This window comes from Wolbachia endosymbiont of Tuta absoluta (genome assembly GCF_059414725.1).
This window is the reverse complement of record NZ_JBNRJY010000552.1, coordinates 1-26,259: the sequence shown is the minus strand read 5'-3', so window position 1 is coordinate 26,259 and position 26,259 is coordinate 1. Positions and strand designations below refer to the sequence as shown.

Annotated in this window: 27 protein-coding genes; 18 read left to right on the top strand and 9 right to left on the bottom strand. The window is 34.5% G+C overall.

Going from position 1 to position 26,259, the window contains the following annotated elements; all coding sequences use genetic code 11:
* The 11 genes from ACJ5GX_RS06255 to ACJ5GX_RS06205 all read left to right on the top strand — a co-directional run.
* The coding region (locus ACJ5GX_RS06255) for an ankyrin repeat domain-containing protein (protein WP_495292815.1) at positions 1–964 on the top strand (964 nt) is incomplete at its 5' end.
* Positions 965–1,086: 122 nt separating this feature from the next.
* The gene (locus tag ACJ5GX_RS06250) at positions 1,087–2,313 is read left to right on the top strand and encodes a cytochrome b (RefSeq protein WP_052264707.1); all 1,227 of its coding nucleotides are present in this window, start codon (positions 1,087–1,089) and stop codon (positions 2,311–2,313) included.
* The gene (locus tag ACJ5GX_RS06245) at positions 2,313–3,074 is read left to right on the top strand and encodes a cytochrome c1 (protein WP_052264708.1); all 762 of its coding nucleotides are present in this window, start codon (positions 2,313–2,315) and stop codon (positions 3,072–3,074) included. Before ACJ5GX_RS06250 ends, ACJ5GX_RS06245 begins: the two co-directional genes overlap by 1 nt.
* Positions 3,075–3,159: 85 nt before the next feature.
* Positions 3,160–5,094: an excinuclease ABC subunit UvrB gene (gene uvrB, locus ACJ5GX_RS06240; protein ID WP_052264709.1), complete on the top strand. Its 1,935-nt coding sequence runs from the start codon at positions 3,160–3,162 to the stop codon at positions 5,092–5,094.
* A gap of 1,096 nt (positions 5,095–6,190) precedes the next feature.
* The gene (locus tag ACJ5GX_RS06235) at positions 6,191–7,387 is read left to right on the top strand and encodes an MFS transporter (protein ID WP_052264710.1); all 1,197 of its coding nucleotides are present in this window, start codon (positions 6,191–6,193) and stop codon (positions 7,385–7,387) included.
* A 38-nt stretch (positions 7,388–7,425) separates the two neighbouring features.
* Positions 7,426–7,725 carry an integration host factor subunit alpha gene (locus ACJ5GX_RS06230; protein ID WP_007302154.1) on the top strand — a complete coding sequence of 100 codons (300 nt, stop codon included), beginning with the start codon at positions 7,426–7,428 and terminating at the stop codon, positions 7,723–7,725.
* Complete coding sequence (locus ACJ5GX_RS06225) at positions 7,722–8,048, top strand: MerR family transcriptional regulator (protein WP_012481900.1); 327 nt, start codon at positions 7,722–7,724, stop codon at positions 8,046–8,048. Before ACJ5GX_RS06230 ends, ACJ5GX_RS06225 begins: the two co-directional genes overlap by 4 nt.
* A 52-nt stretch (positions 8,049–8,100) precedes the next feature.
* Positions 8,101–8,691, top strand: coding sequence for a murein hydrolase activator EnvC family protein (locus tag ACJ5GX_RS06220; protein WP_026097241.1), 591 nt, complete (start codon positions 8,101–8,103; stop codon positions 8,689–8,691).
* 4 nt (positions 8,692–8,695) lie between these two features.
* Positions 8,696–11,164 (top strand): leucine--tRNA ligase, encoded by a 2,469-nt coding sequence (gene leuS, locus ACJ5GX_RS06215; RefSeq protein ID WP_052264728.1) that lies wholly within the window; start codon positions 8,696–8,698, stop codon positions 11,162–11,164.
* A 120-nt stretch (positions 11,165–11,284) separates the two neighbouring features.
* A complete protein-coding gene (locus ACJ5GX_RS06210) occupies positions 11,285–11,920 on the top strand; it encodes a hypothetical protein (protein WP_052264729.1) in 636 nt (211 codons plus the stop codon).
* A gap of 103 nt (positions 11,921–12,023) precedes the next feature.
* Entirely contained in the window at positions 12,024–12,761 is a 738-nt protein-coding gene (locus ACJ5GX_RS06205; RefSeq protein ID WP_052264711.1) for a hypothetical protein, read from the top strand.
* 99 nt (positions 12,762–12,860) lie between these two features.
* Here the strand turns inward: ACJ5GX_RS06205 and folD are convergent, their stop codons facing one another.
* The 6 genes from folD to ndk all read right to left on the bottom strand — a co-directional run bounded on the left by folD (position 12,861) and on the right by ndk (position 17,633).
* On the bottom strand, positions 12,861–13,748 hold the full coding sequence (folD, locus tag ACJ5GX_RS06200; protein ID WP_052264712.1) for a bifunctional methylenetetrahydrofolate dehydrogenase/methenyltetrahydrofolate cyclohydrolase FolD: 888 nt from the start codon (positions 13,746–13,748) through the stop codon (positions 12,861–12,863).
* Positions 13,732–14,307 carry a UbiX family flavin prenyltransferase gene (locus ACJ5GX_RS06195; protein ID WP_052264713.1) on the bottom strand — a complete coding sequence of 192 codons (576 nt, stop codon included), beginning with the start codon at positions 14,305–14,307 and terminating at the stop codon, positions 13,732–13,734. The genes folD and ACJ5GX_RS06195 overlap by 17 nt, the downstream gene beginning before the upstream one ends.
* Positions 14,300–14,557: a DUF2312 domain-containing protein gene (locus ACJ5GX_RS06190; RefSeq protein ID WP_007302162.1), complete on the bottom strand. Its 258-nt coding sequence runs from the start codon at positions 14,555–14,557 to the stop codon at positions 14,300–14,302. The genes ACJ5GX_RS06195 and ACJ5GX_RS06190 overlap by 8 nt, the downstream gene beginning before the upstream one ends.
* Before the next feature lie 9 nt (positions 14,558–14,566).
* Positions 14,567–15,844, bottom strand: a complete 1,278-nt coding sequence (locus ACJ5GX_RS06185) for an HlyC/CorC family transporter (protein ID WP_007302163.1) — start codon at positions 15,842–15,844, stop codon at positions 14,567–14,569.
* Positions 15,845–15,912: 68 nt separating this feature from the next.
* Positions 15,913–17,091 (bottom strand): aspartate aminotransferase family protein, encoded by a 1,179-nt coding sequence (locus ACJ5GX_RS06180; RefSeq protein ID WP_007302164.1) that lies wholly within the window; start codon positions 17,089–17,091, stop codon positions 15,913–15,915.
* 122 nt (positions 17,092–17,213) lie between these two features.
* Positions 17,214–17,633 (bottom strand): nucleoside-diphosphate kinase, encoded by a 420-nt coding sequence (ndk, locus tag ACJ5GX_RS06175; protein WP_007302165.1) that lies wholly within the window; start codon positions 17,631–17,633, stop codon positions 17,214–17,216.
* A gap of 105 nt (positions 17,634–17,738) precedes the next feature.
* On the opposite strand from ndk, the gene ACJ5GX_RS06170 reads away from it, so the two are divergent.
* The 3 genes from ACJ5GX_RS06170 (at position 17,739) to ACJ5GX_RS06160 (ending at position 20,309) form a co-directional block, all read left to right on the top strand.
* Positions 17,739–18,497: a hypothetical protein gene (locus tag ACJ5GX_RS06170; protein WP_052264714.1), complete on the top strand. Its 759-nt coding sequence runs from the start codon at positions 17,739–17,741 to the stop codon at positions 18,495–18,497.
* On the top strand, positions 18,494–19,447 hold the full coding sequence (gene hemH, locus ACJ5GX_RS06165) for a ferrochelatase (RefSeq protein WP_007302167.1): 954 nt from the start codon (positions 18,494–18,496) through the stop codon (positions 19,445–19,447). The genes ACJ5GX_RS06170 and hemH overlap by 4 nt, the downstream gene beginning before the upstream one ends.
* A gap of 61 nt (positions 19,448–19,508) precedes the next feature.
* Positions 19,509–20,309, top strand: coding sequence for a hypothetical protein (locus ACJ5GX_RS06160; RefSeq protein ID WP_019236750.1), 801 nt, complete (start codon positions 19,509–19,511; stop codon positions 20,307–20,309).
* Here the strand turns inward: ACJ5GX_RS06160 and gshA are convergent.
* Entirely contained in the window at positions 20,306–21,460 is a 1,155-nt protein-coding gene (gene gshA / locus ACJ5GX_RS06155) for a glutamate--cysteine ligase (protein WP_010406439.1), read from the bottom strand. The genes ACJ5GX_RS06160 and gshA overlap by 4 nt on opposite strands.
* An 82-nt stretch (positions 21,461–21,542) precedes the next feature.
* Here gshA and hslV point away from each other — a divergent pair, with 82 nt between their 5' ends.
* Together hslV and hslU are read left to right on the top strand one after the other, a co-directional pair.
* Positions 21,543–22,097: an ATP-dependent protease subunit HslV gene (gene hslV / locus ACJ5GX_RS06150; RefSeq protein ID WP_052264715.1), complete on the top strand. Its 555-nt coding sequence runs from the start codon at positions 21,543–21,545 to the stop codon at positions 22,095–22,097.
* A gap of 1 nt (position 22,098) precedes the next feature.
* Positions 22,099–23,550: an ATP-dependent protease ATPase subunit HslU gene (hslU, locus tag ACJ5GX_RS06145; protein ID WP_052264716.1), complete on the top strand. Its 1,452-nt coding sequence runs from the start codon at positions 22,099–22,101 to the stop codon at positions 23,548–23,550.
* Between the two features lie 70 nt (positions 23,551–23,620).
* Here the strand turns inward: hslU and ACJ5GX_RS06140 are convergent, their stop codons facing one another.
* Both ACJ5GX_RS06140 and ACJ5GX_RS06135 read right to left on the bottom strand, forming a co-directional pair.
* Entirely contained in the window at positions 23,621–24,493 is an 873-nt protein-coding gene (locus ACJ5GX_RS06140) for an FKBP-type peptidyl-prolyl cis-trans isomerase (RefSeq protein WP_052264717.1), read from the bottom strand.
* Positions 24,486–25,484, bottom strand: coding sequence for a polyprenyl synthetase family protein (locus ACJ5GX_RS06135; protein WP_052264718.1), 999 nt, complete (start codon positions 25,482–25,484; stop codon positions 24,486–24,488). Before ACJ5GX_RS06135 ends, ACJ5GX_RS06140 begins: the two co-directional genes overlap by 8 nt.
* A gap of 127 nt (positions 25,485–25,611) precedes the next feature.
* Between ACJ5GX_RS06135 and acpP the strand changes: the two genes are divergently transcribed.
* The gene (acpP, locus tag ACJ5GX_RS06130) at positions 25,612–25,872 is read left to right on the top strand and encodes an acyl carrier protein (RefSeq protein ID WP_007302173.1); all 261 of its coding nucleotides are present in this window, start codon (positions 25,612–25,614) and stop codon (positions 25,870–25,872) included.
* A 6-nt stretch (positions 25,873–25,878) separates the two neighbouring features.
* Positions 25,879–26,259, top strand: a 381-nt coding sequence (locus tag ACJ5GX_RS06125) for a beta-ketoacyl synthase N-terminal-like domain-containing protein (RefSeq protein WP_495292814.1), incomplete at its 3' end; no start/stop codon positions are given.

The window sequence follows — 26,259 nt, the reverse complement described above, 5'->3', positions numbered from 1 at the left end:
TGTTAATATTGAGGATTATTTTCATGTGCCTCCTATATACTATGCTGTTACGAAGGGCACCACAGAAATGATAGAGCTTCTAATCGATAAAGGAGCAAGCATTAGTGGTTATTTTTCATATGCTGATAAAAAACGCACTCTTGTAGGTTGGGCTATAGACAAGAATAGTCCGGAAAAAGTGGAGGTCTTACTTAAACATGGTGCTAGCCCAAACGGCAAATTTGATCTTCTTGCTTATTCACAAAATTCATGCCTACATGCTGCTATTGAAAAAAACTACTCAAGAATAGTTGAGCTTCTTATTGAATATCGTGCTGATGTCAATGTTCAAAACGAACAGGGACAAACACCTATATATTTGGCTATTAGTTTAAAACGTCCAAAAATAATGAAGCTGTTATACGATAGTGGTGCTGATATTGATAATGTTAAGGATATAAGGAACGAGACACCATCAGATTATGTTAAGTTATTTTATCCCGGTAAAACGATAAAAGAGATTGTTGCAGAAGCAGAGAGTGCCAATGTAAACCCAGGTGATACTACTCTTGCACCAAGTAGTGCAGTAAGACCTTCTTCTTTTATTAATAGTGTATTTAGTTGGATGGGAACTTCAACAACTGCTGCACTCAGTAGCTTATTTCAGAGTGCCCCTGCTTTACCTCCTGCACAGCAATCTATTGCACATTCAACTGGAAGCTCAATTGGTTCTTCACAAGTTGATTGTAATGGAGCAATTCTGCTAACTGCTATAGCAATCAGTAAATTCACAGGGGAAAGATATTCAATGCCACTGGATAATTCGCTTTTGACATTGGAGCAAATTAAAGAAAGAAAGGTTAGTGCTATAGAAAGAAATGTCAAGATGGCACTTAGTAATTGTGAAAAACTTTATCAATGTCCTCGAAGTTCATTAAGCAATTCAACAATATCTAAAGGTGTATATCATCAAAAGTCCCTTTAAAACAAGCACTCAAATTTGAGTGCTTGTTTTTGTGAAATCTACTCTTTAAACTTAAACTTTTTATTGTTTATTAGCGTTAAATTGTTACAATACAATGAGTTAAGATGACAAAGCTTTAAGTTATGGAAGATGATAGCAAAAAAGAAATAATAGAAGAAAAAGGTATATTAGGTTGGATAGAATATAGACTGCCTATATTTTCTTTTCTAAAACATATTGCTTCTTATCAAGTACCAAAAAATTTAAATTATGCTTGGAATTTTGGTTCTTTGGCTGGTATAGCGCTGATTTTACAAATAATAACAGGTATATTTCTTGCTATGCACTATACTCCGCATGTTGATTACGCGTTTAATAGCGTGGAGCGTATAATGCGTGACGTAAGTTACGGATGGTTAATACGCTATACTCATGCTGTTGGGGCGTCACTCTTCTTTATGGTGGTCTATGTTCATATCATGCGTGGATTATATTACGGATCTTATAAGAGACCGCGAGAAATGGTATGGTTTATTGGCATATTTATATTTTTTGCAATGATGGCAACTGCCTTTATGGGATATGTTCTTCCATGGGGACAAATGAGTTTTTGGGGTGCAACAGTTATAACTACTTTATTCTCGGCTATACCTTTAATTGGTGATAAAATAGTTATATGGCTATGGGGAAGTTTCTCTGTTGATAATCCAACGCTCAATCGTTTTTTTGCGCTGCATTATCTTATGCCTTTCATTATTATCGCTTTAGCTATGTTGCATGTTGTTGCTCTGCATAGGTTTGGCTCTAATAATCCAAGTGGAATAGAAGTCAGGTCAGATAAGGATACCATTCCTTTTTACCCTTACTATATAGCAAAGGACTGCATAACTTTTGGTTTATTTTTTATAATTTTATTTGCATTTGTTTTTTATGCCCCTAATTATCTTGGGCATCCTGATAATTATATAGAGGCTGATCCTATGGTAACTCCAGTACATATAGTGCCAGAGTGGTATTTCTTACCTTTTTATGCGATGCTGCGTTCAATTCCAAATAAACTTATTGGTGTACTTACCATGTTTGGATCTATTTTAGTGTGGTTTCTTTTGCCTTGGCTTGATAAATCAAAGGTTAAAAGTGGTGCTTATCGCCCATTATTTAAGAAATTTTTTTGGGTTTTTGCAATAAATTTTGCATTTCTTGCCTGGCTTGGGGGACAAGAAATTAAGGAGCCTTACATTACTTTAAGTAGGCTCTCAACTCTTTATTATTTTTCATATTTTGTGATAATTTTACCTTTACTTAGTAAGTATGAGAAACCAAAAAAATTACCAAAAACAATAAGCGATTCCGTGCCGGAGATGAAGTGATGCTATTGGTTAAAGTTGCTGTGTTTTGTGTATTATTTTTCGCTAATTCTTTGTCTGCAGAGGAGTTTAAACCTTTACCAAATAAGAAAATCGACTGGAGTTTTGATGGAATTACTGGATCTTTCGATAGAGAGTCAATTCAGCGTGGCTATAAAGTATACAAGGAAGTCTGTGCTGCTTGCCATTCAATGAATAGAATAGCGTTTCGTAATTTGCAAGATGTTGGTTTTTCTGAAGAGGATGTAAAACAAATTGCAGCCTCTTACCAAGTTAAAGATGGTCCGAATGATTTGGGTGAAATGTTTGATAGGCCGGGAGTGTCTTCGGATTATTTTATTGCACCTTTTGATACAAAAGAAGCAGCTGCAGCAAGCAACAATGGAGCAATTCCACCGGACTTATCATTAATTGTCAAAGCAAGACATGATGGTGCAAATTATGTCTATTCACTACTAATTGGTTATCAAAACGGTGAACATGATGAGAACGGTTTATATTTTAATCCATATTTTTCAACAGGCAGGTTAGCTATGGCACCACCACTCTCTGAAGGAATGGTAGAATATGATGGTACAAGGCAAGCCACAGTTGAAAATATGGCATATGATGTGGTAAATTTCTTACAATGGGCAGCAGAGCCAGAACTGGAGCGCCGACATAAACTTGGGCTAAAAATAGTGACATATTTTATAATTTTGACGGTGTTTTTTGTATTAACCAACAACAGGATTTGGAGCAGGCTCTATAAAAAGAAAAAATAGAGTTTTTTATGTTCATTCTTTCATACCTTATTTACACTAGCAAATGTATTGTATAGTAATAAATACATTATGAAAATATAAAGGTATGGAATTTCAAATAGTTACACATTTTCAGCCAGCTGGAGATCAACCACAGGCAATAGACAACTTAGTTGCAGGGTTAAATAGTAATAAAAGAGATCAGGTTTTACTTGGAGTAACTGGCTCTGGAAAAACTTTTACTATGGCAAATGTTATTGCAAGAACAAACAGGCCTGCGTTAATTATGGCACATAATAAAACTTTAGCGGCGCAGCTTTACGAGGAGATGAGAGGATTTTTTCCTCACAATGCTGTTGGATACTTCATTTCTTATTATGATTATTATCAGCCTGAGGCTTATTCACCACAAACAGACACTTATATTGAAAAAGACTCTTTAATAAATGAAAGAATTGATATGCTACGCTATTCTGCTATATGCTCTCTTTTGGAGCGTAGGGACACGATTGTAGTTGCGAGTGTTTCTTGTATATATGGTCTTGGTTCGCCTGAGAGCTATCTCAGCATGACCTTGACTTTAAGTGCTGGAGATAAGATTCATGTTAATGACTTTCTGAATAATTTAGTTAATCTCCAATATAAACGTTCTGATGTCAGATTTGAGCGAGGATATTTCAGAGTGCGCGGCGATATTATTGATATATTTCCTGCCTATTATGAAAATAAAGCTTGGCGTTTATCATTGTTTGGTGATGAAATAGAGGAAATTTCTGAGATTGATGCCATGAACGGCAATATTATCAGACGCATAGATACAGTCACCATTTTTCCAAATAGCTATTACACTACATCACGTGAGACTCTTTTGCAAGCAGTTCAATTGATTAAAAAAGAACTACATGAACGCCTGGATTATTACTATTCACAGAACAAAATTGTTGAAGCAAAACGCCTTGAGCAGCGTACTAATTTTGATATTGAAATGATGATGGCAACGGGAGTGTGTAAAGGTATTGAAAATTATTCGCGTTATCTTTACGGAATGAAAGCCGGAGATCCACCGCCTACATTGTTTGAGTATTTACCTAAAGATGTAATTTTATTTGTTGATGAAAGCCATGTAACCGTTCCCCAGATAGGTGCAATGTATAGCGGTAATGAAGCACGTAAAAAGAAATTGATAGATTATGGTTTTAGGCTACCTTCTGCTTTTGATAACCGTCCATTAAAATTGGAAGAGTGGGAGGCAATACGGCCACAGACTATTTACGTTTCGGCTACTCCAGGAAAATATGAATTAGAAAAGACTAATCACGCATTTATAGAGCAAGTTATCCGCCCAACAGGACTGACAGATCCCATCTGCACCATAAAACCAACAGAGAGTCAGGTTGATGATGTGATTCACGAGGCGCAAGTAACAATAAAAAAAGGATTTTGTATTCTAATTACCACATTGACAAAAAAAATGGCTGAAAAGCTAGCTGAGCATATGAGTGAGCTCAGTATGAAAGTAACTTACCTACATTCAGATATTGGTGCACTGGAAAGAATTGAAATTATATGCAAATTAAGATCTAAAGAAATAGATGTTCTTGTTGGCGTTAACTTGTTGCGGGAAGGTCTTGATATTCCCGAGTGTGGATTGGTTGCAATTTTAGATGCTGACAAAGAAGGGTTTTTACGATCAGAGACTTCGCTCATTCAAACGATAGGTCGTGCTGCACGAAATGTTGAAGGCAGAGTAATTTTATATGCAGACAAAATTACTAATTCTATGGATCGTGCACTGAAAGAAACTGAAAGGAGAAGAAAGAAACAGACAGAGCATAATACACTGCATAATATTGTACCAAAAACTATAATAAAGCCTATATCAAATACTTTACAGGAAAAAGTGGTAGTTGAGAATTTTAGCAAGGATGATCTAAATAGTTTGAAAAAGCAAATGTTGAAGCATGCTGAAAATTTAGAGTTTGAAGAGGCGGCGAAAATAAAAGGTATTATTGAAAAATTTAATAACAGACCCGTTACATAACTAGAAAAAAAGATAAATAATTAATAGTTAAGCTGACTTTGATTTACCAAGGATTTGAAAAACTATTATCTAAGAACATATCTTGAAAGGACTTAAGTGGTTAAATATTAAAGAGTTCTTGAAGTAAGGAGAGCACACTCATACGTCAAGCAAACAACGTTTACCTAAAATTCTGTGACATTAGCAGCTTCCTTGGCCCGGTTTCAGTAAACAGTGATTTTGTAATTCTTCTATATATTAGAAAAATTTTTATTTTAATTAGCCATAGGCGCCTATTGTTTTTTAGCTAAAGTAAAGGTCAAGTATCTGGAATTCTGGACATAAAATCCCCCTGTGTAAAAAAGATTAGAAAAAAGTGCAGCGCACATACGACAGAGATTAAGCATATGTGTATGCGCTGAAGAAGATACGCTACATTTTTTACTTAGTTTGATTATTTAATAGAAAAGTCTGCAGACAAAGATAGATTTTGAGCTCTTAAAATATCTCTAACTGTGATTATAATCAGATTTAAAATATATGGAAGCAATTTTTTACGTTAATATTTTAAATTAGGCCTCTTGCATAACTATATTAAACTCCCTCATTATATATTTTATTGCATTAATAATTGTTATCGCCCCTTGTGCAACATTTGGCCTTGTCACTTATATCACTTAGATACAACTCACCTTCCTATTTTTTGCATCTTATTCTTTTCTTTTTTCCCTTTCAAGACAGGTTCTGAGTGGCAAAACATAGGTCCACTTTAATGTGTATTAAACAAGATTTTATAACTCTAATTGTCTTTGCTTGTGCTGTTCAACTGTGACATCAACCATTACATTCAATGGAAGATGATCTGAAGGGTATCTCTCTTGTTGGAATTATATCATCTTTACCCAGGCCTTTCACCCTACGCTGTATACTCCTTTATAACAGGGGATAAAAAGCAAAAATCTATTCTTTTTTTGAGATCATATACAGATTCTAACAATTAAAATCTCACAACAAATTTGTTGTTTCATAGCTTTTATATAATCTATAATTGCAACTGTTTTAACATTAATCAGAGACTAAAAGAGGCTTGTTATTAATGGATTACTTATAAAATCTTATGGAAAGTAGAGCTTGGTTCATTTGGCTGATCAGCAACTTAATTGTTATATTCAGCAATATGCAGATAATCTACACCTTTATAAGTGTGAATCTTGAAAAAGAACTTGGGCTCACGATTGCGCAAGTTGCACTAGCTAATTCAGCATATACTTGGACTTTTGCTATCTCACAATTTTTTAGTGGGGCAATGTTTAATGTTTTTTCCAGCAAAAAAATTTATTTTTTCTCGTTGTCAATCATGCTCTTTGGTTTTTTTGTCCTTATCAAGAGTGACAATTTTGCCCATTTAATTTTATCTCAATTTTTGATCGCAATTGGAGCATCGTTTGGTTTTGTTGGCGCTGCTCATGTAAGTAGCACATATTTTCCCCTTACTCAATTTGGACTGATGTTCTCACTAGTGCAGACAATTTCAAGTCTTTCTGCTTTGATGATTCAAATGTGCTTCTCTAGCTTGCTTGCCGAAGGTGCAGATTGGAAAAATCTTATTGTATGCGTAATATTATTTGGCGTATCAATATTCGTACTTATGTTTTTTTATCCGAAAGGACTTTCAAAAAAAAATTTGGGGGAATACACAATAAAGAGCTCTATAAAAACAGTAATATGTTCTGTACTAACAGTGCTAAAATTAAGAGATATCTGGATAACCTCAATAGTGGGTGCTATTACTTTTGGAACATTTTTAGCGCTTAATATGCTGTGGGCACCAAGGTTACTAAGCAACTTAGAACTCAATACAATGGAGTTAGGTGTGGCAACTGCAATATTGTGGCTTGGTCTTGCAGTTGGTGCTCCAATTGCAGATCTAATCTCAAATCTATTTAAAAATAGAAGGCACGTAATCTCTGCTTTTGCCACATTGCAAAGTATTTCAGCTATTATTTTACTATGCGGTAATTTAACAGTTCATATTATATACTTTTGTATGTTAATGTTTGGTTTTTTTGCAGGAGGACATATGCTTAATTTTACTGTTGGTAGTGAGATTGTTGAGCAGAAGTATATTAGCACATCATCATCCATTATCAATGGATTTATGTTTGTTATGAGTGGAATTTTAGTGTCAATTTTAGCACTTTTTTCAGATCATCAAATGGCGCTTTTCACAATATTTGCAATGTTAACATTTGCTAGTATTTTTAATTATGCTACAAAAGAAACATACTATAAAAATAAAGTAGCTGAATCTTGAGTCGATTGTTATATTATATTAACATACTGTAATAAATTATGACAACAAAAGACACAACAGTAACTAAGGCAACAATAGCTGAATGTATAAACCAGGAAATTGGATTATCGAAAGAAGACTCTATTGCAATAATAGATGACATATTGGATGAGATAAAAACGAGCTTAGCAAAGGATGGAATAGTAAAAATATCTTCATTTGGAACATTTTTGGTTAAAAACAAGAAAGAAAGACCAGGAAATATACCAAAGACATCGGAAAGGGTAGTAATTAAAGCGAGAAAATCAATTTCTTTTAGACCTTCAAAAATGATGAAGAAATTAATAAACAACCGATGAATAAGGAAAAATTATTTTACACAATTGGAGAAGTAGCTGAAGAACTACATTTGGAGCAGCATGTTTTAAGATTCTGGGAAAGTCAATTCCATCAAATTAAACCCATAAAACGGAAGGGAAGAAGACTATATGATCATAAGTGTATAGAGGCAATAAAGAAAATAAAATATATGCTATATGACAAAGGATATACAATAAAAGGAGTACAAAAGGAATTTGGTAACGATGTAAGAATTGATCATTATTCAAGAAATTTGTTGAAAGAACTTACCGATTTAAGAGACTATTTGACTGATAAAATAAATGAAGAAAGTAATAAATAGACGAAAAACACTATAAAGTTTTGTGAAAGTTGATATATCTAGAGATAAGTGTATGTGTCGTATAGCCTTGTTCTTTATATTATCAGCAATACTGATAAGCTGTGGCCTGCAAAAACCTGCACCTGTACTACTTAAAGGCGAAGAATTTTATGGGAAAAGAGACCTAGAGTACACAAGGGAGTATAATTTGATTAAAGAAAATGTTGATTCTTCGCTGCGAAAAGAAAGTAGAAAAGCCTTTGTAGATAAGGTATATAACAATAATGCACAAAGCATGTGTAAATTTGTAATACCGGTTAAAGGTGCAGTTACCTCTTCTGATAAAATATGTCAAGATGGCATAAAAATTACTGCTCAAAGTGGAACAAAGGTTATTGCTTCTGCACCTGGCAAAGTAATATACGTAGGCAAAGGCCTGAGGTGGTACGGAAATTTAATTATAGTGGAACATAAAGATAATTACATGACTATGTACTCCTATTTAAAAAACATACAAGTTGAAATTGGTGATAAAGTAAAACAAGGTCAAGTAATTGGATCTGCAGGTAAATCAAGCACACAAGATAAAGATCCGCAGATGTGTTTCACAATAAGACATAATGGTCAAGCAGTCGATCCTTTAGTACATATAAACTGTGATTGAATTTATGAAATATGATTTTAAAAACGTTGAAAAATTCTACCAAAATAAGTGGGATTTTTCTGTAAGCAAAGATAGTAAAAAGAAGAAATGTTACGTGTTGGAAATGTTTCCATATCCATCTGGTAAGATTCATATGGGGCACCTGCGTAACTATGCAATAGGAGATGTTATAGCACGTTACAAGAGAGCTCGTGGATTTGAGGTTTTGCACCCAATTGGCTGGGATGCGTTTGGATTACCAGCTGAAAATGCAGCAAGGGACAATAACATTAACCCTGCAGCATGGACACAAGATAATATAGATAATATGCGCACGCAGCTAAAATCTATAGGTCTTTCATACAATTGGGATCGTGAGCTCTCCACATGTGAGCCTGATTATTACAAACACGAACAGAAATTTTTTCTGGATTTTTTAAAGCATGGTCTTGCCTATCGAAAAGAGTCGTGGGTTAATTGGGATCCAGTGGACCAAACAGTGCTTGCAAATGAGCAAGTGGTTGATGGAAAAGGATGGCGATCAGGTACAGTTATTGAAAAACGTAAGTTATTCCAATGGTTTTTAAAGATTACTGATTTTGCTGAAGATTTGCTTCATTGTCTGCAAAGTTTAAAAAATTGGCCAGAAAAAGTCAAAACTATGCAAGAACGATGGATAGGAAAATCTGAAGGTGTAACTATAGATTTTGAAATAGTTGGCTTGAATAAGAAGTTAAAGATTTTTACAACTTCTCCTCATACTTTATTTGGAGCTTCTTTTCTTGCAGTAGGAGCAGAGCACCCTATTGTACAAGACCTTAAGGACAAAGAAATAAGAGACTTTTTTGGTAATATGAAGGCAAAGGGGGAGAATGATGAAAAAATTGGAATTTACACTGGACTGAACGTCAGGCACCCATTTCTCGACAAGGAATTACCAATTTATATAGCGAATTTTGTGTTGATGGAGTATGGAGAAGGTGCGATTTTTGGTTGCCCTGCACATGATCAGCGTGATTTTGAATTTGCACAGAAGTATGGTTTACCGATTATTCCTGTAGTTTGTGAAGAGAGCACAGAGAGCACAGAGATCTTAAAAGAACCGTACTTCGGTGATGGAGTGATGTTCAATTCTGAATTCTTAAACGGACTAATGATTAATGAGGCAAAAAAAGTAATCATAAAAAAACTTGAAGAAAAAGGAATAAGCAAAAAAACAGTAAACTACCGTTTGCATGATTGGGGAATTTCAAGGCAACGTTATTGGGGATGTCCTATACCTATTATACATTGTAAAGATTGTGGAATTGTTCCAGTTCCAGAAAAAGACCTCCCTGTTGTTCTACCAACGGATGTAGAATTTACAAGTGGTGGTAATCCCCTGTATAAGCACCCAACCTGGAAATTTGTTGATTGTCCAAAGTGCGGAAAGCAAGCAGAACGTGAAACTGATACATTTGACACTTTTTTTGAATCTTCTTGGTATTTTGCTGCATTTTGCAGTGAAAATAAATCGATTAATAAAGATACTTGTAATCGTTTTATGCCTGTTGATTATTACATAGGTGGAATAGAACATGCAATTTTACATTTGCTTTACTCAAGGTTTTTCTGCCGTGCTTTAACTAAATGTGGCTATTTTGACGTTAAAGAGCCTTTCTCTACTTTAATCACTCAAGGAATGGTCTGCCATATAACTTATAAAGATGAGAATGGCAAATGGCTCTTTCCCGAAGAAGCAAAAGAGTTGATTGCGAAGGGTGCTAAGATCCAAGTTGGAAAAGTCGAAAAGATGAGTAAGTCAAAGAAGAATACAGTTGACCCAAACTTTATCATAGAAAAATACGGTGCTGATACTGCTCGTTTGTTTGTATTATCCGATACCCCCCCAGAAAAAGATATGGAATGGTCTGATGATGGCGTGGAAGGTTGTTTTCGCTACATAAATAAATTGTGGCGTATGGTAGTGCAACTTAGGCCCGTAAACATACACTATGATAATGAAAACATTGTAGGTAAACTCCTAGAGTACAGAAAAAAAATCCATAAACTATTGCAAGGGCTTACAGATGACTTGAAAAACTGCAGATTAAACTGTGTGGTAGCAAAGTTTCGTGAAATGACAAATTTAATAGCTGAAATAGACGTAAAAACTGGAAAATCTCTTATTGATGAAGGTATATGCATACTAATCAGAGTAATTGAGCCATTCATGCCATACCTGGCTGAAAATTTATGGCAAAAAATAGGAGGCGAAGGCATGCTATATCTAAAGCCTTGGCCACAAGCTGATGAATCACTACTAATTGATAATATGGTGACTGTAGCAGTGCAGATCAATGGAAAGTTACGTGCGACCATTGAAGTGGCAACTGATTTACCTCAAGAAAAATTGAAGAAAATAGCAACAGATTCTGTATCTAACAAAATCGATCAAAGCAAAATTCGCACTATATATGCTGTACCAAATAAGATAGTAAACATAGTTATATAAAAATTTTGAGTAGCATGTCGCTAATTTCGTAGGTATACTTTTTTTGATATGAGGTTATATCTTTTTTAATATAAAGGATATATACTTGTGCATTATATATTTTTTTGTATGGGTAGTTATATGAAAATAAAAGGATTGTGTGTTTTAGCTGTGTTGCTCACTTCATCTCTAGCAGGTGCAGCTAGTAATAAAGCAGCTAGTAATAGTGCAAAAGAGCAGTACTACGCAGGTTTAAACTTTGGTGGTGGATGGGGTGCTGGCTTAAAAATAAAACCTGGCTTAGTTTTTGGTTATAATTATGATAAAAGCTCTAAGTTTGAACTTGAGATTCTCACTGACGTAAGTGATATGTTTGGTGCAGAAGATAAGAAAATGGGAGCTAGTTTATTAGCTAATTACCGTTATTATCCTGACGTTGACATTGATCCTGTGAAACTATATGTCAGTGGAGGTTTAGGTGGATATCTCCAAGTAATACCTTTTGGCTCTGGTACAGCTGAAAATAAACCACCTAAACCTGAAAGTGCAGAATCTAACCCTAAAACTGAAGTTATAAGTTCAGCTGATACTCAAAGTGAAACACTAGATAAAATACTGGGTGCTATTTCGTACAAACTGAAGGTTGGTGTTGATTATGAAGTTGCTCCACAGATAGTTGGTACAGCTGCTTTAACCGTAGGCGGGCAACTGAGTGGTTTAAAAGCAATGACAGTACCGGATATTATGCTGGAAGTAGGAGTACGTTATAGTTTTTAATGCTGGATGGCATTGTGTACATGTTTAGGTGTAACCATAAGCAATGCTCAAAACTTGCTGCTAGCATGTTTGAACACTTATTCCAGTCTGTTTTAAGGAAGTAATGTGTATGAATTATATGAGAACGATGAAAGTGTTCGCTGTGTTGATTGCTTTAGCAAGTACAGCTAGTAATGGTACAAGTGAGTTAGAAGATCAGTACAAAGATCGGTATGAAGACCAGTACAAAGATCAGTATGAAGATCAACACAAAGATCATTGTGAAGATCAATACGAAGATCGATATGAAGATCAGTACGAAGATCAGTACTATGTAGGTTATGTAGGTTTAAACTTTGGAACTCGATGGGGTGAAAGCTTTCAATTGAAACCTAGCGTTGTTTTTGGTTATCATCATAACCAAAATTCTAAGTTTGAACTTGAGGTTCTTGCTGACATAAGTGATATAACTGATAAAGCAAAAAGAAAAGTAGGAGCTAGTTTATTGGCAAATTACCTTTACTATCCTGATCTTGAAATTGATCCCATTAAATTATATGCTAGTATAGGACTGGGTGGATATATTCGAATATTGCCATCTTTTGGTCTTGGTGAGGATACAAATGCAGTTAACACTCCAAATTCAGCTGCAACTGTAGCCGCAGCCGCAGGTCAAAATGAAACACTAGATAAAATACTGGGTACTATTGCCTATAAAGTAAAGTTAGGTGTTGATTGTGAAATTATTCCGCAGATAATTGGCACAGTTGCTATTGCTGCAAGCGGTCAATTAAGTGGCTTTAAACCACCGATGAAAAAACCAGATGCAATCATAGAAGTAGGTATACGTTATAATTTTTAAGCTATGAACACTTTGAATCCCTATACACAGTTGTATGCTTGGTGCTATATATGTGCTATTTGCAAAGGTATTCTGTTTATGCTAACATTAAGCTAAACCTTAAGCAATAAAATCAGAAGGATCAACTCCCTTCTGTAAGCAAGCAGCAACTAAAGTGTTGATCATAAGAAATGCTATTGTCATCGGGCCAACTCCACCAGGCACTGGAGTAATAGCTTTGACTTTTTCTTTTACTCCCTCAAAGTCAACATCACCCACAAGCTTACTTTGACTTCCTATGTTAATGCTATTTATGCCAACATCAATCACTATTGCACCTTTTTTTATCCAATCTGATTGAACAAAATTTGGCTTTCCAACTGCTGCAACTACTATATCCGCCTTAGAGCAATAATCAGCTAAATCCCTACTTTGTGAATGCAAGATGGTAACAGTGCAATTTTCTTGCAACAATAGGTGAAACATTGGCTTACCCACAATATTTGATCTGCCAATGATTACCGCATTTTTACCGGACAGATTATTTTCAACTGACTTAATTAAATGCAAAGAACCTTTGGGAGTACAAGGTATCAGACAATTTTTTTCACCTTTAACTAACCTGCCAACATTTTCATCATGAAAGCCATCTACATCTTTTTCAACACTTACTGTATTAATTATTCTGCTTGCACTGATGTGCTTTGGTAAAGGTAACTGCACTAAAATTCCATGCACAGATGAATCTTCATTTAATGTATTAACTTTTTCAATCAATTCGTCTTCTGAGATACTATCAGGCAAAACAATAGTTTCAGAACTTATGCCTATTAATTCTGCTTTTCTTTGTTTATTACGAACGTAGACCTGACTTGCTGGATTGCTACCCACAAGAATTACTTTAAGACAAGGAAAAACATTATACTCTTTCTTTAAAATATCAATTTTTTTTGATAGCTCCTCACAGAGATCATTTGCTATTTTTTTACCGTTAATAATAATTGACATTTCCTTGCCACTCCTTGAAGTCAGGTAATGCAATATCAAATAAATTCAATACTTTACCAACAGCATGATTTACAATATCATCCAAAGATTTTGGTTTAATATAAAAAGCAGGCATCGGCGGAGCAACAATTGCTCCCATCTCCGTTAGTTTTAACATATTTCGGAGATGTCCAAGATGTAGTGGAGATTCTCTCACCATAAGAACTAATTTTCTTCTTTCTTTTAGAGTTACATCTGCAGCCCTTGTTAATAGATTGGAAGTCACCCCCGATGCTATTTCAGACATTGTTTTCATAGAACATGGAGCAATAACCATACCTGAGGTTTTAAATGAGCCGCTTGCTATTTTTTCTCCTATTTTTTCTTCAGAATAGTAAAAATCTGCAAGCGACATAATATCTTCAAGTTTTTCTTTAATCTCATGAGCTATAGTTATTTTTCCAGCACTGCTGATCACTAAATGAGTTTCATGATTGGTATTTTTTAGTGCCTCTAGAATCCGTACACCGTAAATAGAACCAGATGCTCCACTTATTCCAATTACAATCCTACTATTCACCTTCGTAATTCATTCCCAATGCACGTTTGTAGGTATCAAGTAATATTTCCTGTTCCTCCCTGTCATCATCATCCATCTTTCTTAGCCTAATAATCTGTTTCATCACTTTTATATCCCAACCTTCATCTGCAGCTTTTGCATATACATCACGAATGTGATCTTGCACATCCCTCTTTTCTTGTTCAAGTTTTTCTATTCTCTCTATATAGTTCTTCAAATCTTCAGCCGTTATTTTTAATGTATCTTCCATAGAACCCAACTAATTAATTGCTACTACAGTATTATCAGTTTTTACTTGTACTTCAATCATAGTAATAATATTTTTATCTTTTTTTAAAATCTTAAAGTAAAAACCGTACATGGAAAACTCTTCATTTTCTTCAGGAATGCGCTCTATCTCGTTTACAATCATACCTGCTAGAGTTGTAGCTTCTTCATCAGGAAGATCCCAATGTAACTGTCTATTAATATCCCTAATAGTAGATTTTCCTTCTATGTGATACATATTATCGGATATCTTTTTTATAAAATTCTCTGTGATCAAATCATGTTCATCTGAAATTTCTCCAACTATTTCTTCCAGTATATCCTCAAGAGTTACGATTCCCTGTAGTGCTCCATACTCATCAATAACAAATGCAAGGTGTTTCCTGTTTTTACGGAAGTTGTGAAGTTGTACACTGAGTGGCGTACTTTCTGGTATAAACCAAGGCTTTGACATAACTTTGGCAATCTCTATTTTATTATCCTTTTCACGCAAGGCATTTATTAGATTTTTCACGTGAACCACTCCAACAATATTATCTGGTTCTTTTTGCCATAAAGGTACTCTGCTATGGCTACTGGTTAAAATCTCTCTTATTAAATCCTCTTTGTTTCGATCTATATCAAGAGAAAATAAGCTTCTCCTGTGAGTCATAATCTGTGATATTTCTGTCTCAGCCAAATCAAGTATACTACTTAGCATATCTAAATCCTGTTGTAACATAGTTCCTTCACTGCGATGAAGAGTAATCATGTTACGCATTGCATCTGCTGCAGATATTACCTCCCTATTCTTATGAAGCCCACATAACTTCAGAATGAGATTGACAATAAACTGAATGCCTAATGTCAATGGAGAAAGAATCTTGACAAAAAACAGCATAAAATAAGAAGAAAGCAATGTAAATTTTTCAGGATTTTGCATGGCGTAAGTTTTTGGTAAAACTTCACAAAATAGCAAAATACAAAACGTCATCATGAATGTTGAAAGAAAGATGCCTTCACTTTCAAAGAAATGTATAAATATTGCTGTAAATAAAGCGGAACAAGTAATGTTAATAATTGTATTGCACAGTAATATTGTTCCTATTGTTAATTCTTTTGTATTCAACAAGCGTTCTATTATCTTAGCTCTTTTATTGCCATCTAGCTTTAGTTTATTAACTCGGGAGCGGCTAATTGAGGTTAACCCTATTTCTGCTCCTGAAAACAAAAACGATAAGATCAACAAGAAGAAAATTGCTGACAATACTGAAATCAATAACCAATCCATTAAAGTATGATGTTATTGCGATATAGAAACAGAGTTGATTTTATATGTTGTAAGAAGCATTTGCAAGTCTATATATCTTTAATATAAAAAAATAAATCATGAAATATATCACACACTGCATTCACATGCATACTCTCAACAACAAGTGGAGGAGTTATTCTTATTACCTTATTATTTAAAATATTAGTCATTATTAAGCCTTTGTCAAGAGATTGTTTAACAATTTTATCAGCCAAAGGTACTCTAAGCTCTATCCCTATCAATAAACCCTCCCCACGAACTTCTGAAATGATCTTCGGAAATTCTTCAGTCAAAGGCAACAACTTTTCTTTTAGATATTTACTGACCTTCTTAACATGGTCAAAAAAGCCTTCCTTTAGCATTACATCGAGTACTGCATTACCAACAGTCATGGCAAGTGGATTACCTCCATAAGTTGACCCATGAGTTCCTGGAGTGATTGCTTCTGCTATATAATCTTTTACTAAACATGCAGCCAGAGGAAATCCATTACCCATAGCCTTCGCACAAGTGAGCATATCAGGTTCAACTCCTATATTTTGATAGTAAAATAGAGAGCCAATTCGTCCATATCCGCATTGCACTTCATCAAAGCATAAAATTATTCCTTGAGCTTTTGTTATCTCTCTTACTTTTTTAAGATACTCTACGTCCAATGGATGTACTCCGCCTTCACTTTGTATGGGCTCTAAAAATATGGCAGCTGTTTCGCTATTGATTTTCTTTTCTAATGCTTCAATGTTATTTCTTGGAACTTTATCAAAACCAGAAAGGAGTGGAGCAAAACCTTCGCGTGATTTTTCATTTCCCCCAGCTGAAATTGCAGCAATACTGCGGCCATGAAAACCTCCTTCAATTGTAATGATGTGACTGCGCTTTTCTTGTCCATTTAAGTAGAAATAGCGGCGAATAAATTTAATTGCAGCTTCTGTTGCTTCAAGTCCACTTGAGCAGAAAAAAACTTTATCGGCAAAGGTAAGTTCTGTTAAACGCTGAGCAAGCCTTTCCTGCTGAGGAATAGTAAAAATATTAGAGCAGTGCCATAATGAATCCAGTTGCTCCTTCAGTTTATCTGTAATGTATGGATGACAATGCCCTAGAGAGGTTGTAGAAATTCCTGCAGCAAAGTCTAAATATTTTTTACCATCCTTATCGAAGAGATATACTCCTTCTCCTCTAACTATAGAAGCTTCAGATCTATTATAAGCGTTAACAACATGATCCATTTTAAATATTATCTATACTGTGCATGAAAAAGCTTTCCCTTAATATTGCTTAAACTAAAAATTGGGCTAGTATTATACAGTTCAACATAAAATTCAGAAATTTAATATGTAAAAAGGTAAAACTACACCAATTCACATTCAGCAAAAAAGAAAGCTATTTCTCTATGAGCATTCTCTAGACTATCAGAACCATGCACTCTATTTTCACTAATATCATTAGCAAAATCACCCCTAATTGTACCTTTATCTGCCTGTTTTGGATCTGTAGCACCCATGATTTGTCTGTATTTACTGACTGCATTTTCACCGATTAAAACTTGAACTATCACAGACCCAGAAGTCATAAATTCCACCAACTCTCCAAAAAAAGGCCTATCCTTATGAATTTCATAAAACAGCTCTGCTTGTTTTTTTGTCAGCAGCATCTTTCTCTGTGCTATAATTTTTAGTCCAGATTTTTCAATGTAAGAATTTATACTGCCTGTAATATTATTTTTTACTGCATCAGGTTTTAATATCGAAAGTGTTCTCTCAATTGCCATATCATTCCCTTATATTAAGATCGTATATTTACTTTATTGTGAATTTTTGTTCCATCAAAGAGATTTTTTATTTATAGTCAAGAATAAAACATCAAGGGGTAGTTTATGGTTTACTGTCGTAAGAAACTAGTGAATAATCTTAAATCATCAATTTTCTGCGGAACAAAAGGTTTTTTAACCTTTAATTTGGCATTTTTAAGTTATTTAGAGTATAGCTTACACAATAATACAAAATTAAAAGAAGGTGCCGCTTTTGGGATGAAAAGGAACGTTGTTCCATTTGGTGAAATGATTGCCATACCGCTGTTTTTTTGCTTTGTATTACCAGCTATGGTAGGCAACATAAGCCTTATCGAGTGCGCACTTATATGTGCTGCACTGATGGTTGCAACATGTTTTGTTGTAAGAACCTTTCACTTGCGTGAAAAGTTATTGAAAAAAATGACTAATAATGAAAATTATACCAAGAAACAAATAGAGCAGGAATTTAAGAAAGACATTATAAAATTTCCTATCTTTGATAAAAACAGACAGCATATTGAGTATAATTCTCCTAATCAAAGACAACTAATGAAAAGTCCTCCCTCTCTCTTTGTTAGGGTTTTACTTTTTCCCCTTACGATTTTTCTGAAGGCTCTACAAAGCTGTATAATGATATCTTTGGCTGCTGTTGAACTTTTTGAAACAGTGCCAAGTTTTTGTGTTGATGTGGTTTTTGATAGAAACTTTGTATCTACACAGAGTAACGTGAAGAGATCTGGCCATCTATTGTATGCTAGTGTGAGAAATTTAGTGCCTGTAACTAAACTTGATGAGTGTGTAGCTGATTTTATAGGCAAACCTGAAGAAAGGTGCTGTCAGTGAAGAAGGCAGTAATCTTATTTAACCTAGGCGGACCTGATTCACTAAGTGCGGTCCGTCCTTTCTTATTTAATCTTTTTTACGATAAAAGAATAATAAATCTACCAAATCCTTTTCGCTTCCTTTTAGCAAAGTTTATCTCCAAAAGGCGAGAAAGTACTGCACAAGAAATATACGAGCACATTGGAGGTAAATCGCCAATCTTGGAGAATACGAAAGCACAAGCTGATGCTTTAGAACTAAAATTAAATGAAAATGGAAACCATGTATATAAGATATTCATCTGCATGCGTTATTGGCATCCATTTGCTGATGAAGTTGTTAAAAGCGTAAAGCAATTCGACCCTGACGAAATCATTCTGTTACCACTATATCCGCAATATTCAACCACCACAACTCTATCATCCATCGAGAATTGGCAAAAAAATGCCAAACTGGAATGTAACACAAAAACAATTCACCATTATTATGACAATGAAGACTTTATTGAAGCTCATGTTAATCTGACGTCTAAATATTATAAATTAGCTAGCAAAATCGGTAAGCCAAGAGTCCTATTCTCGGCTCATAGCTTACCTCTTAGTATCATTAAAAAAGGCGACCCTTACGCTTCACAGATAGAAAAAACAGTAAAATTAATAGTAAAAAAATTGAATATTGAAGATCTTGATTGGGGAATATGTTATCAGAGTAAGGTTGGCCCTGTAAAATGGTTGGAGCCTAGCACTGAAAGTGAGCTATCACGCGCAAAAGACGATAATATACCTGTAGTTTTATCACCTATATCTTTTGTTTCTGAGCATTCTGAAACACTGGTTGAACTTGATATAGAGTATAAAGCAATTATCAAAGACGGATATTACTTTCGCGTACCAACTCTCAGTACTGATCTCTTATTTATCAAGTGCTTGGCCGATTTATGTTTAGATCACTCTCAAAGTACTGATTTATAGCACTTTTCTTTTTAGATTTTTATAGTATAATATTAAAAAGTTATTATTTTATTATCTACTTATGCCAAAAGGTAAGCCAAATACATTTATAGAAAATATACATGATGCTCACAATCATGATATTAGAAAGATGTATTGTATTGCAGTAGGTTTAACAGGCATATTGTGTAAAATTTCATTGCAATTCTGTTGCGAGTTTATTGATAACAACAGATCCAATATTTGCACTGTATTAGATATTTCTAAGTTCATAAAACTACCAACATCAATAATATTTGCTCTTCATTTTGGTCTCAATTTAGCTGGATATAAATCTAAAAAACTTCAGAATGGTAAAGGGGGAAATGAACCTGAAAAACCAATACAGGTTGTGGGTAGCTTAGCCTTCTTGGCAAACTGTGTCATAGGAATATTGATGCAGACAAAAATCATTCATTTCTTAGCTAGAAACAACAAGGATGTAATAAGTTATATTAGCTTAACATCAGCAGTTCTATTTCTATTTTCAGAATGCATAAACTGTTATTATACATGGAAGAAGTATCTAGATAATAAGGATTCTGAAAAGTCTGCTAAATATGGCAAAGAAGTTATTTTTAGCACATTCACTTTGTCATTGGGCTTGTTAAGCTTCATATTAAAAAGAATGGAACTTCCAACCATACCAATAGACTTGGGTGGTGGCATAATCTATAATTTCAACTTAACTGTTACGGTTAGTTTGATACTAAGTATAGCATATCTAGTATCAAACATCGATAAGTTTGTCAATCAACCTAATAATGGTACTGATCCTTCTACTGGACTTGATGACGCTCACCATATTCAGCATAATGGCAGCATTGTAGAAATTAATTATTAGAGATGAAAAGACTTAATTTCTACTGCCAATGCTAGCACTGCTAATTTGCTAACAATATTCCAAAGTGGCAAAGTTTTATTTTCTTGGCTGATGTCATAAAATTCACAGTCAGTGGAATTCAAGCTAGAATATACATCTTTCCTGCTATTACATCGGTATAAGTAACATGTTGGAGTATCTCCTATATAGTATATTAGCGGTTCTGCAGAACTACTTTTAAATATGTCAATAGTTGGTACACCTTCTTGTATAATAACACTATTGATTGCTATTCCTTCTTTTATCTTTTTCATTTTATGACGCTTTTTTTTATTGAGATTTAATATTTCCTTTCCACTTGTTGCTGTTATAATGCCCATTCCATATGTGCCATTGCTTGCTTTGATAAAAACGTAAGGTTGTGTTTTTATTTCATATTCCTCATATTTTTTTTGCACTAGAGATAATATTTGGTCAACTTTAGTCGCTACTGCTCCTAGTGATGAATCATCATTAAAGTCAACTCCATTACAGCTTTCTGTAAGCACAGAAATAAGCCATGGGTCCATTTTAAATTCGCCACAAAATTCGGACACTAATTTTTGATAGATTTCAAAATATTGAAATTTCTGCCTACTGTGCCAGCCATATAATGGACTTGGCACTATCTCTTGTTTTACGTTTTCTAGCGTGTCTGGAATGTGGCTCGTCATATCACGGTTCAGTATAATAATATCAGGCACAAATCCTGAAGTTGTCTTCAGCAAAGAGTTTTCTTTCACAACAGTTTCATACTGTTCTATTAAATTGTACGTTTCATTATGAAAGAGGCCAATTCTAGTTTCAAAACCTGCGAGTTGCAGTACCTTTTCTATAGCAAATACATTTTCTATATACATTTTATTTCGTGTGTAATTCTCCGGTATTATAAGGGCCTTTTTATATTGTTTTGTTTCGAAGTAGCTTTTTATCAATTTTGCTGCTATCGCTTTTGATACTTCACTTAGGTTATTAAACCCTGCAGGAAATAAATTGGCGTCTACTGGAGCAATTTTGTAGCCTGAATTCCTAAGATCTATGGAGCTATAAAATGGTAATGTAAAACCATTAAATTTTGTTTTGAACCAATTATTTATATCTTTTTCCAGATTTGGATGAATTATGTTTTGCATCTACACTTTAAATGTTATAAGAAAAGTACTATATTATAAGTTATAATCTTAATATAATATAACGAATTAAAATAACAAAAAAATGATTCATCATGACAGCAGTAAAATGTATGGTACTACTATACTGTCAATTAGAAGAGACAAAAATGTAGTAGTAATAGGTGATGGGCAAGTCTCGCTAGGCCATACCGTTATAAAATCTGGAGCAAAAAAAGTTAGGCGTCTTTCTGGTGATTCCGTAATTGCCGGTTTTGCTGGAGCAACAGCTGATGCATTTACTCTCTTCGAAAGGCTAGAATCTAAACTTGATAAGCACCCAGGACAGTTAATGAGGGCATGTGTTGAACTTGCAAAAGACTGGAGAATGGATAAATATCTAAGAAAATTAGAAGCTATGATGATCGTGGCAGACAAGTCCATTTCATTGGTCATTACAGGAACGGGTGATGTTCTTGAACCTGAAGATGGCATTGCAGCCATTGGCTCTGGAGGAAATTTTGCTTTATCTGCAGCAAAAGCTTTGATTGACGTTGAAGGAGTATCAATAGAGGAGATTGCAAAAAAGGCTATGAAGATAGCTGCTGATATATGTGTTTATACAAACCATAATCTAATTATCGAAAAAATAGAGGAGTAATATGTCAAGAACTTTGTGTGCCAATTTTTCTAGTCAATCTGTAGTGGGTCAATTTGATAATAATGATGACTATAATGAGAAAAATAGCCTCTATGAAAATGAAGGTACAGGAAGTAGCAGCATTCAAAGCTCACAAGCTTTATTAGATGATCTACCACCACAGAAGATAGTTAAAGAATTAGACAGATTTATAATCGGGCAGAATGATGCAAAGCGCGCTGTTGCTATTGCACTCAGAAATCGTTGGCGTCGAAATAAAGTCCCACTTCCACTACGTGAAGAGATTATACCTAAGAATATACTCATGATAGGCCATACGGGAGTTGGTAAAACTGAAATAGCTCGCCGTTTAGCAAAGCTTGCTGGTGCACCTTTTATAAAAGTTGAAGCAACGAAATTTACTGAAATAGGATATGTTGGACGTGATGTTGACTCGATAATACGTGATTTAGTTGACGCAGCAATAGTTTTAGTTAAGGAAAAAGCACGTAAAGCCTTAACTAAAAAAGCTTTAGGTTTGGCTGAAAAGATAATAGTCAACTCCATGGTTGGTGAAGATGCAACCGAGGAAAGCAAAAAAGTTTTCAGAGAAAGACTGAGAAATAAGGAATTTGAAGATGGAGAAGTTTCTATTAACGTCAGGGAGAGCAAGGGTATGTTACCCACTTTTGATATACCTGGCATGCCAGGTGGGCAAATTGGTGTGATGAACGTAACAGAAATCGTGGGCAAGATGTTTAATGGGAGCAAAAAAACAAAAACTATTACAGTTAAAGTGAAAGAAGCACGTGAAATATTGATTAATGAAGAAAGCGAAAGGTTAATGGATGAAGACAAGATAATCAAAGAAGCGATTGATCTTGTTAGCAATGAAGGCATAGTGTTTTTAGATGAAATAGATAAAATTGCAGCACGTACAGAAATAAAAGGTGAAGTCAACAGAGAAGGAGTGCAGCGCGATCTGTTACCATTACTTGAGGGAACAACTGTTTCAACTAAGTATGGCACCGTAAAAACAGACTATATATTATTTATTGCATCTGGTGCTTTTCATTTGTCTAAACCATCCGATCTTTTACCAGAATTACAGGGTAGATTGCCAATTAGAGTGGAACTTAAGGCACTTACTCAAGAGGATTTAATAAAAATATTAAAGGAACCAGAATCTAGTTTGTTAAAACAGTACATAGCTTTAATGAAAACGGAAAATGTAACACTTGAGTTTACTGATGATGGTATAGAAACTATAGCTGAAATAGCATTTACAGTTAATAGAGAAGTGGAAAATATAGGTGCAAGAAGACTTCATACTGTCATGGAGAAGCTTTTGGATGAAATAAGTTTTATCGCTTCTGAAAAAAATAGTGAAAAATTTGTTATAGATAGCAAATATGTAAGAGATAAACTAGAGTCAATTTCAAAGCAGCTTGATTTATCTAAATTTATACTTTAGAGGAAGCCTACTTTAAGTAATATAGAGCATTCAAGAGGTTTTATTTTTTCTTACTTCGTAATTCTTCAAGCTATTTTCCAATAGTAGAATTCAAGCTTAAATCAATTATTGCAATATCACAATCTATGCCTTTTGTTAACACATCAGTTAAAAGATCAGGTGAAGAAAGAACTGTTCTTTTATTACCAGCTCTCATTCCCACAACTCCAAGTTCTATAGCAAGTGGTATTTTTTTGTCACCAACCTTAAACTGCACTATTTGATCTTTGATTATATACTCACCATTATGTCTCTTTATGCTATATTGAACTGATATCTCATCGCCACATTTTACTCGTTTTCCAGTTTTGTTAATTAAGTCATTAAAAATCATTAGGTTATTTACTGAATCAGGATATTTATCTTTTACTTCAATCAGTTTGATGTAATAAGAGTTAAAACTCATTTTGTTGTCATCAGCGGCAATAGTAACTACACGCTCTCCACCTTCTTTCATACCTATTACCCCTAAACTCACTTCTTTTAAGTAATCCTGACCTATTTTCAAATTGACATCAGTCGGAAGTAGCGTTGCTAGGTTGTTGGAGACTTTGTACATTTGTAGCAGAACTTCTTGGCCACAGAAAACTTTACTGCCACTGCCTTCAGTAATTTCATAAAAGTTTATCATCTCTTCTTCTTTTTGCTGTGTTATTTCTTCTAAATATTCTGCTAACCCATGCTTTTCAATATAACGATCAAGAGCTGATTCAAGTATCGGCCTGACCAAATAACTTGCTATCATCTGTGTCAAACCACCATGTGTAGCATTTATTTCGTAAAGCTTTTCCCTTTTCTCTGGTTTATCTTTGTTTATATAAACAATCGTAATTATAAAAGCAGAAGCTAAAGTGAGAATCATTACTACAGAGATAAACATTTGTAATATAATTTTTCTAACCATCTTTTTTTACTTGATTCAATAAATCATATAAGTCACTAGTATTCCCTGAAAGCGTACTTAAATTATCTGAGGCCTGTTTAAAGAGACTATCTATATAGTTTTCCATTTCATTTTTTCCAAGCACGGACATTAAATTGTTTGTTTTATCTTGCTCATAATCTTCGATATCATCCTTGGCTTGAAAAATAAGCCCTAGATTTATTCCATAGTTATATAATGCTTCCCGCTCCTTGTCTGTAGCGCCTCCTATTATAGCCCCTATTTCACATGAAGCTGCAAATAGTTTTGCAGTTTTCATCAAATGAACTTCCTTTATTTTATCAGCTTGGCCCGACGTCATTCCAGCGTTATACATACAGCCGTACGAATGTTGTGGTTTTAAGGTAGAAAGGGTGTCATTCCAGTGCTTGACACTGGAATCCATTTCATGTTCAGCTTCACCGTCGCATGGCTTTTTGCACGAAATGCTTGTAGGCAAAGCCTTCTGGATCCCAGTGTCAAGCACTGGGATGACATAGGGTTGGGGGTTAAAATCTATATGCTCACTGTTAATATCTAAAATCTGCCCTCCCACCATTCCCTTCATTCCTATTGCTTGAGAGAGCACTTTTATGATCTCACAATTTAACAAAGATAATACCTCAAAAGCCAGGGTAAGTAATGCATCTCCGGCCAGTACTGCTGTTGCTTCACCAAATTTTTTGTGGCAGCTTGGCTGGCCTCTGCGGGTGTCACTGTTATCCATACATGGCAGATCATCGTGAATTAGGGAGTAAGCATGAATAAATTCAATTGCTGCTGCTGCTGTTATTGCTTTTTCAACCTTTATGTTGAATATCGACGAAGATGCTATAACTAAAAAAGAACGTATATGTTTTGCAGGAGCAAGAAGCACATAACGCATAGCTGATATAAGTTTATTCTCGCTATTTTCAGGTAAGAGCTTATTCACTTCTACAACAAGCAAATTTTTTGTTGTTTCGTCTAGCATTTTTAAATTTATTAACTATCGAGTGCTAAGAGATAGGAAGTTTTTAATAGTTTATATAATCATAAAAGCTATTGCAAACATCAAAATTTCTTATAACATCAGAGAATAGGTTATTTTTTAGTAAGAAATGAACGAATTGGCAAAAAGCACTAGGGAAGATATAGAAGAAAAAGTAAAGAAGATTATACTAGAGCACATCAGTAAGGATGTAGAGGGATTTAGTAGTTCTTCAAAGCTTTCAGACCATGGCACAGATAGTTTAGATGCAGTTGAAATAATCATGGCAGCTGAAGAAGAATTTGGTATAGAGATTCCTGATGAAGATGCGCAAAAAATGGAAACTATGGAACAGATAGTTGAATATGTAGTAAACAAAGCAAACAATTGATGTTGAATGAGCAGAAGAGTAGTAGTTACCGGTGTTGGCTTAATTACTCCACTAGCAGCAGATGTTAATAACACCTGGTCAAAGCTGAAAGAAGGTAAATCTGGCATCAAAGCAATCAATACAGATAGGTTCGACTCTTCTGATCTTGCTTGTCAGGTTGCAGGGCAGGTGCCTATGCAATCCGATAACATTGAGCATTATTTTAATCCACCAGATTATATTTCTGAAAAAGACCTAAAAAGAACAGATCGTTTTATTCACTACGGAATTGCAGCAGCTGTTCAGGCAGTAGAAGATTCACTAATTTTGGAAAATAAAAATATTAATAAAGAGCGAATAGGTGTAGCTATTGGTTCTGGTATAGGTGGTCTTCCGTCAATTCAGGAA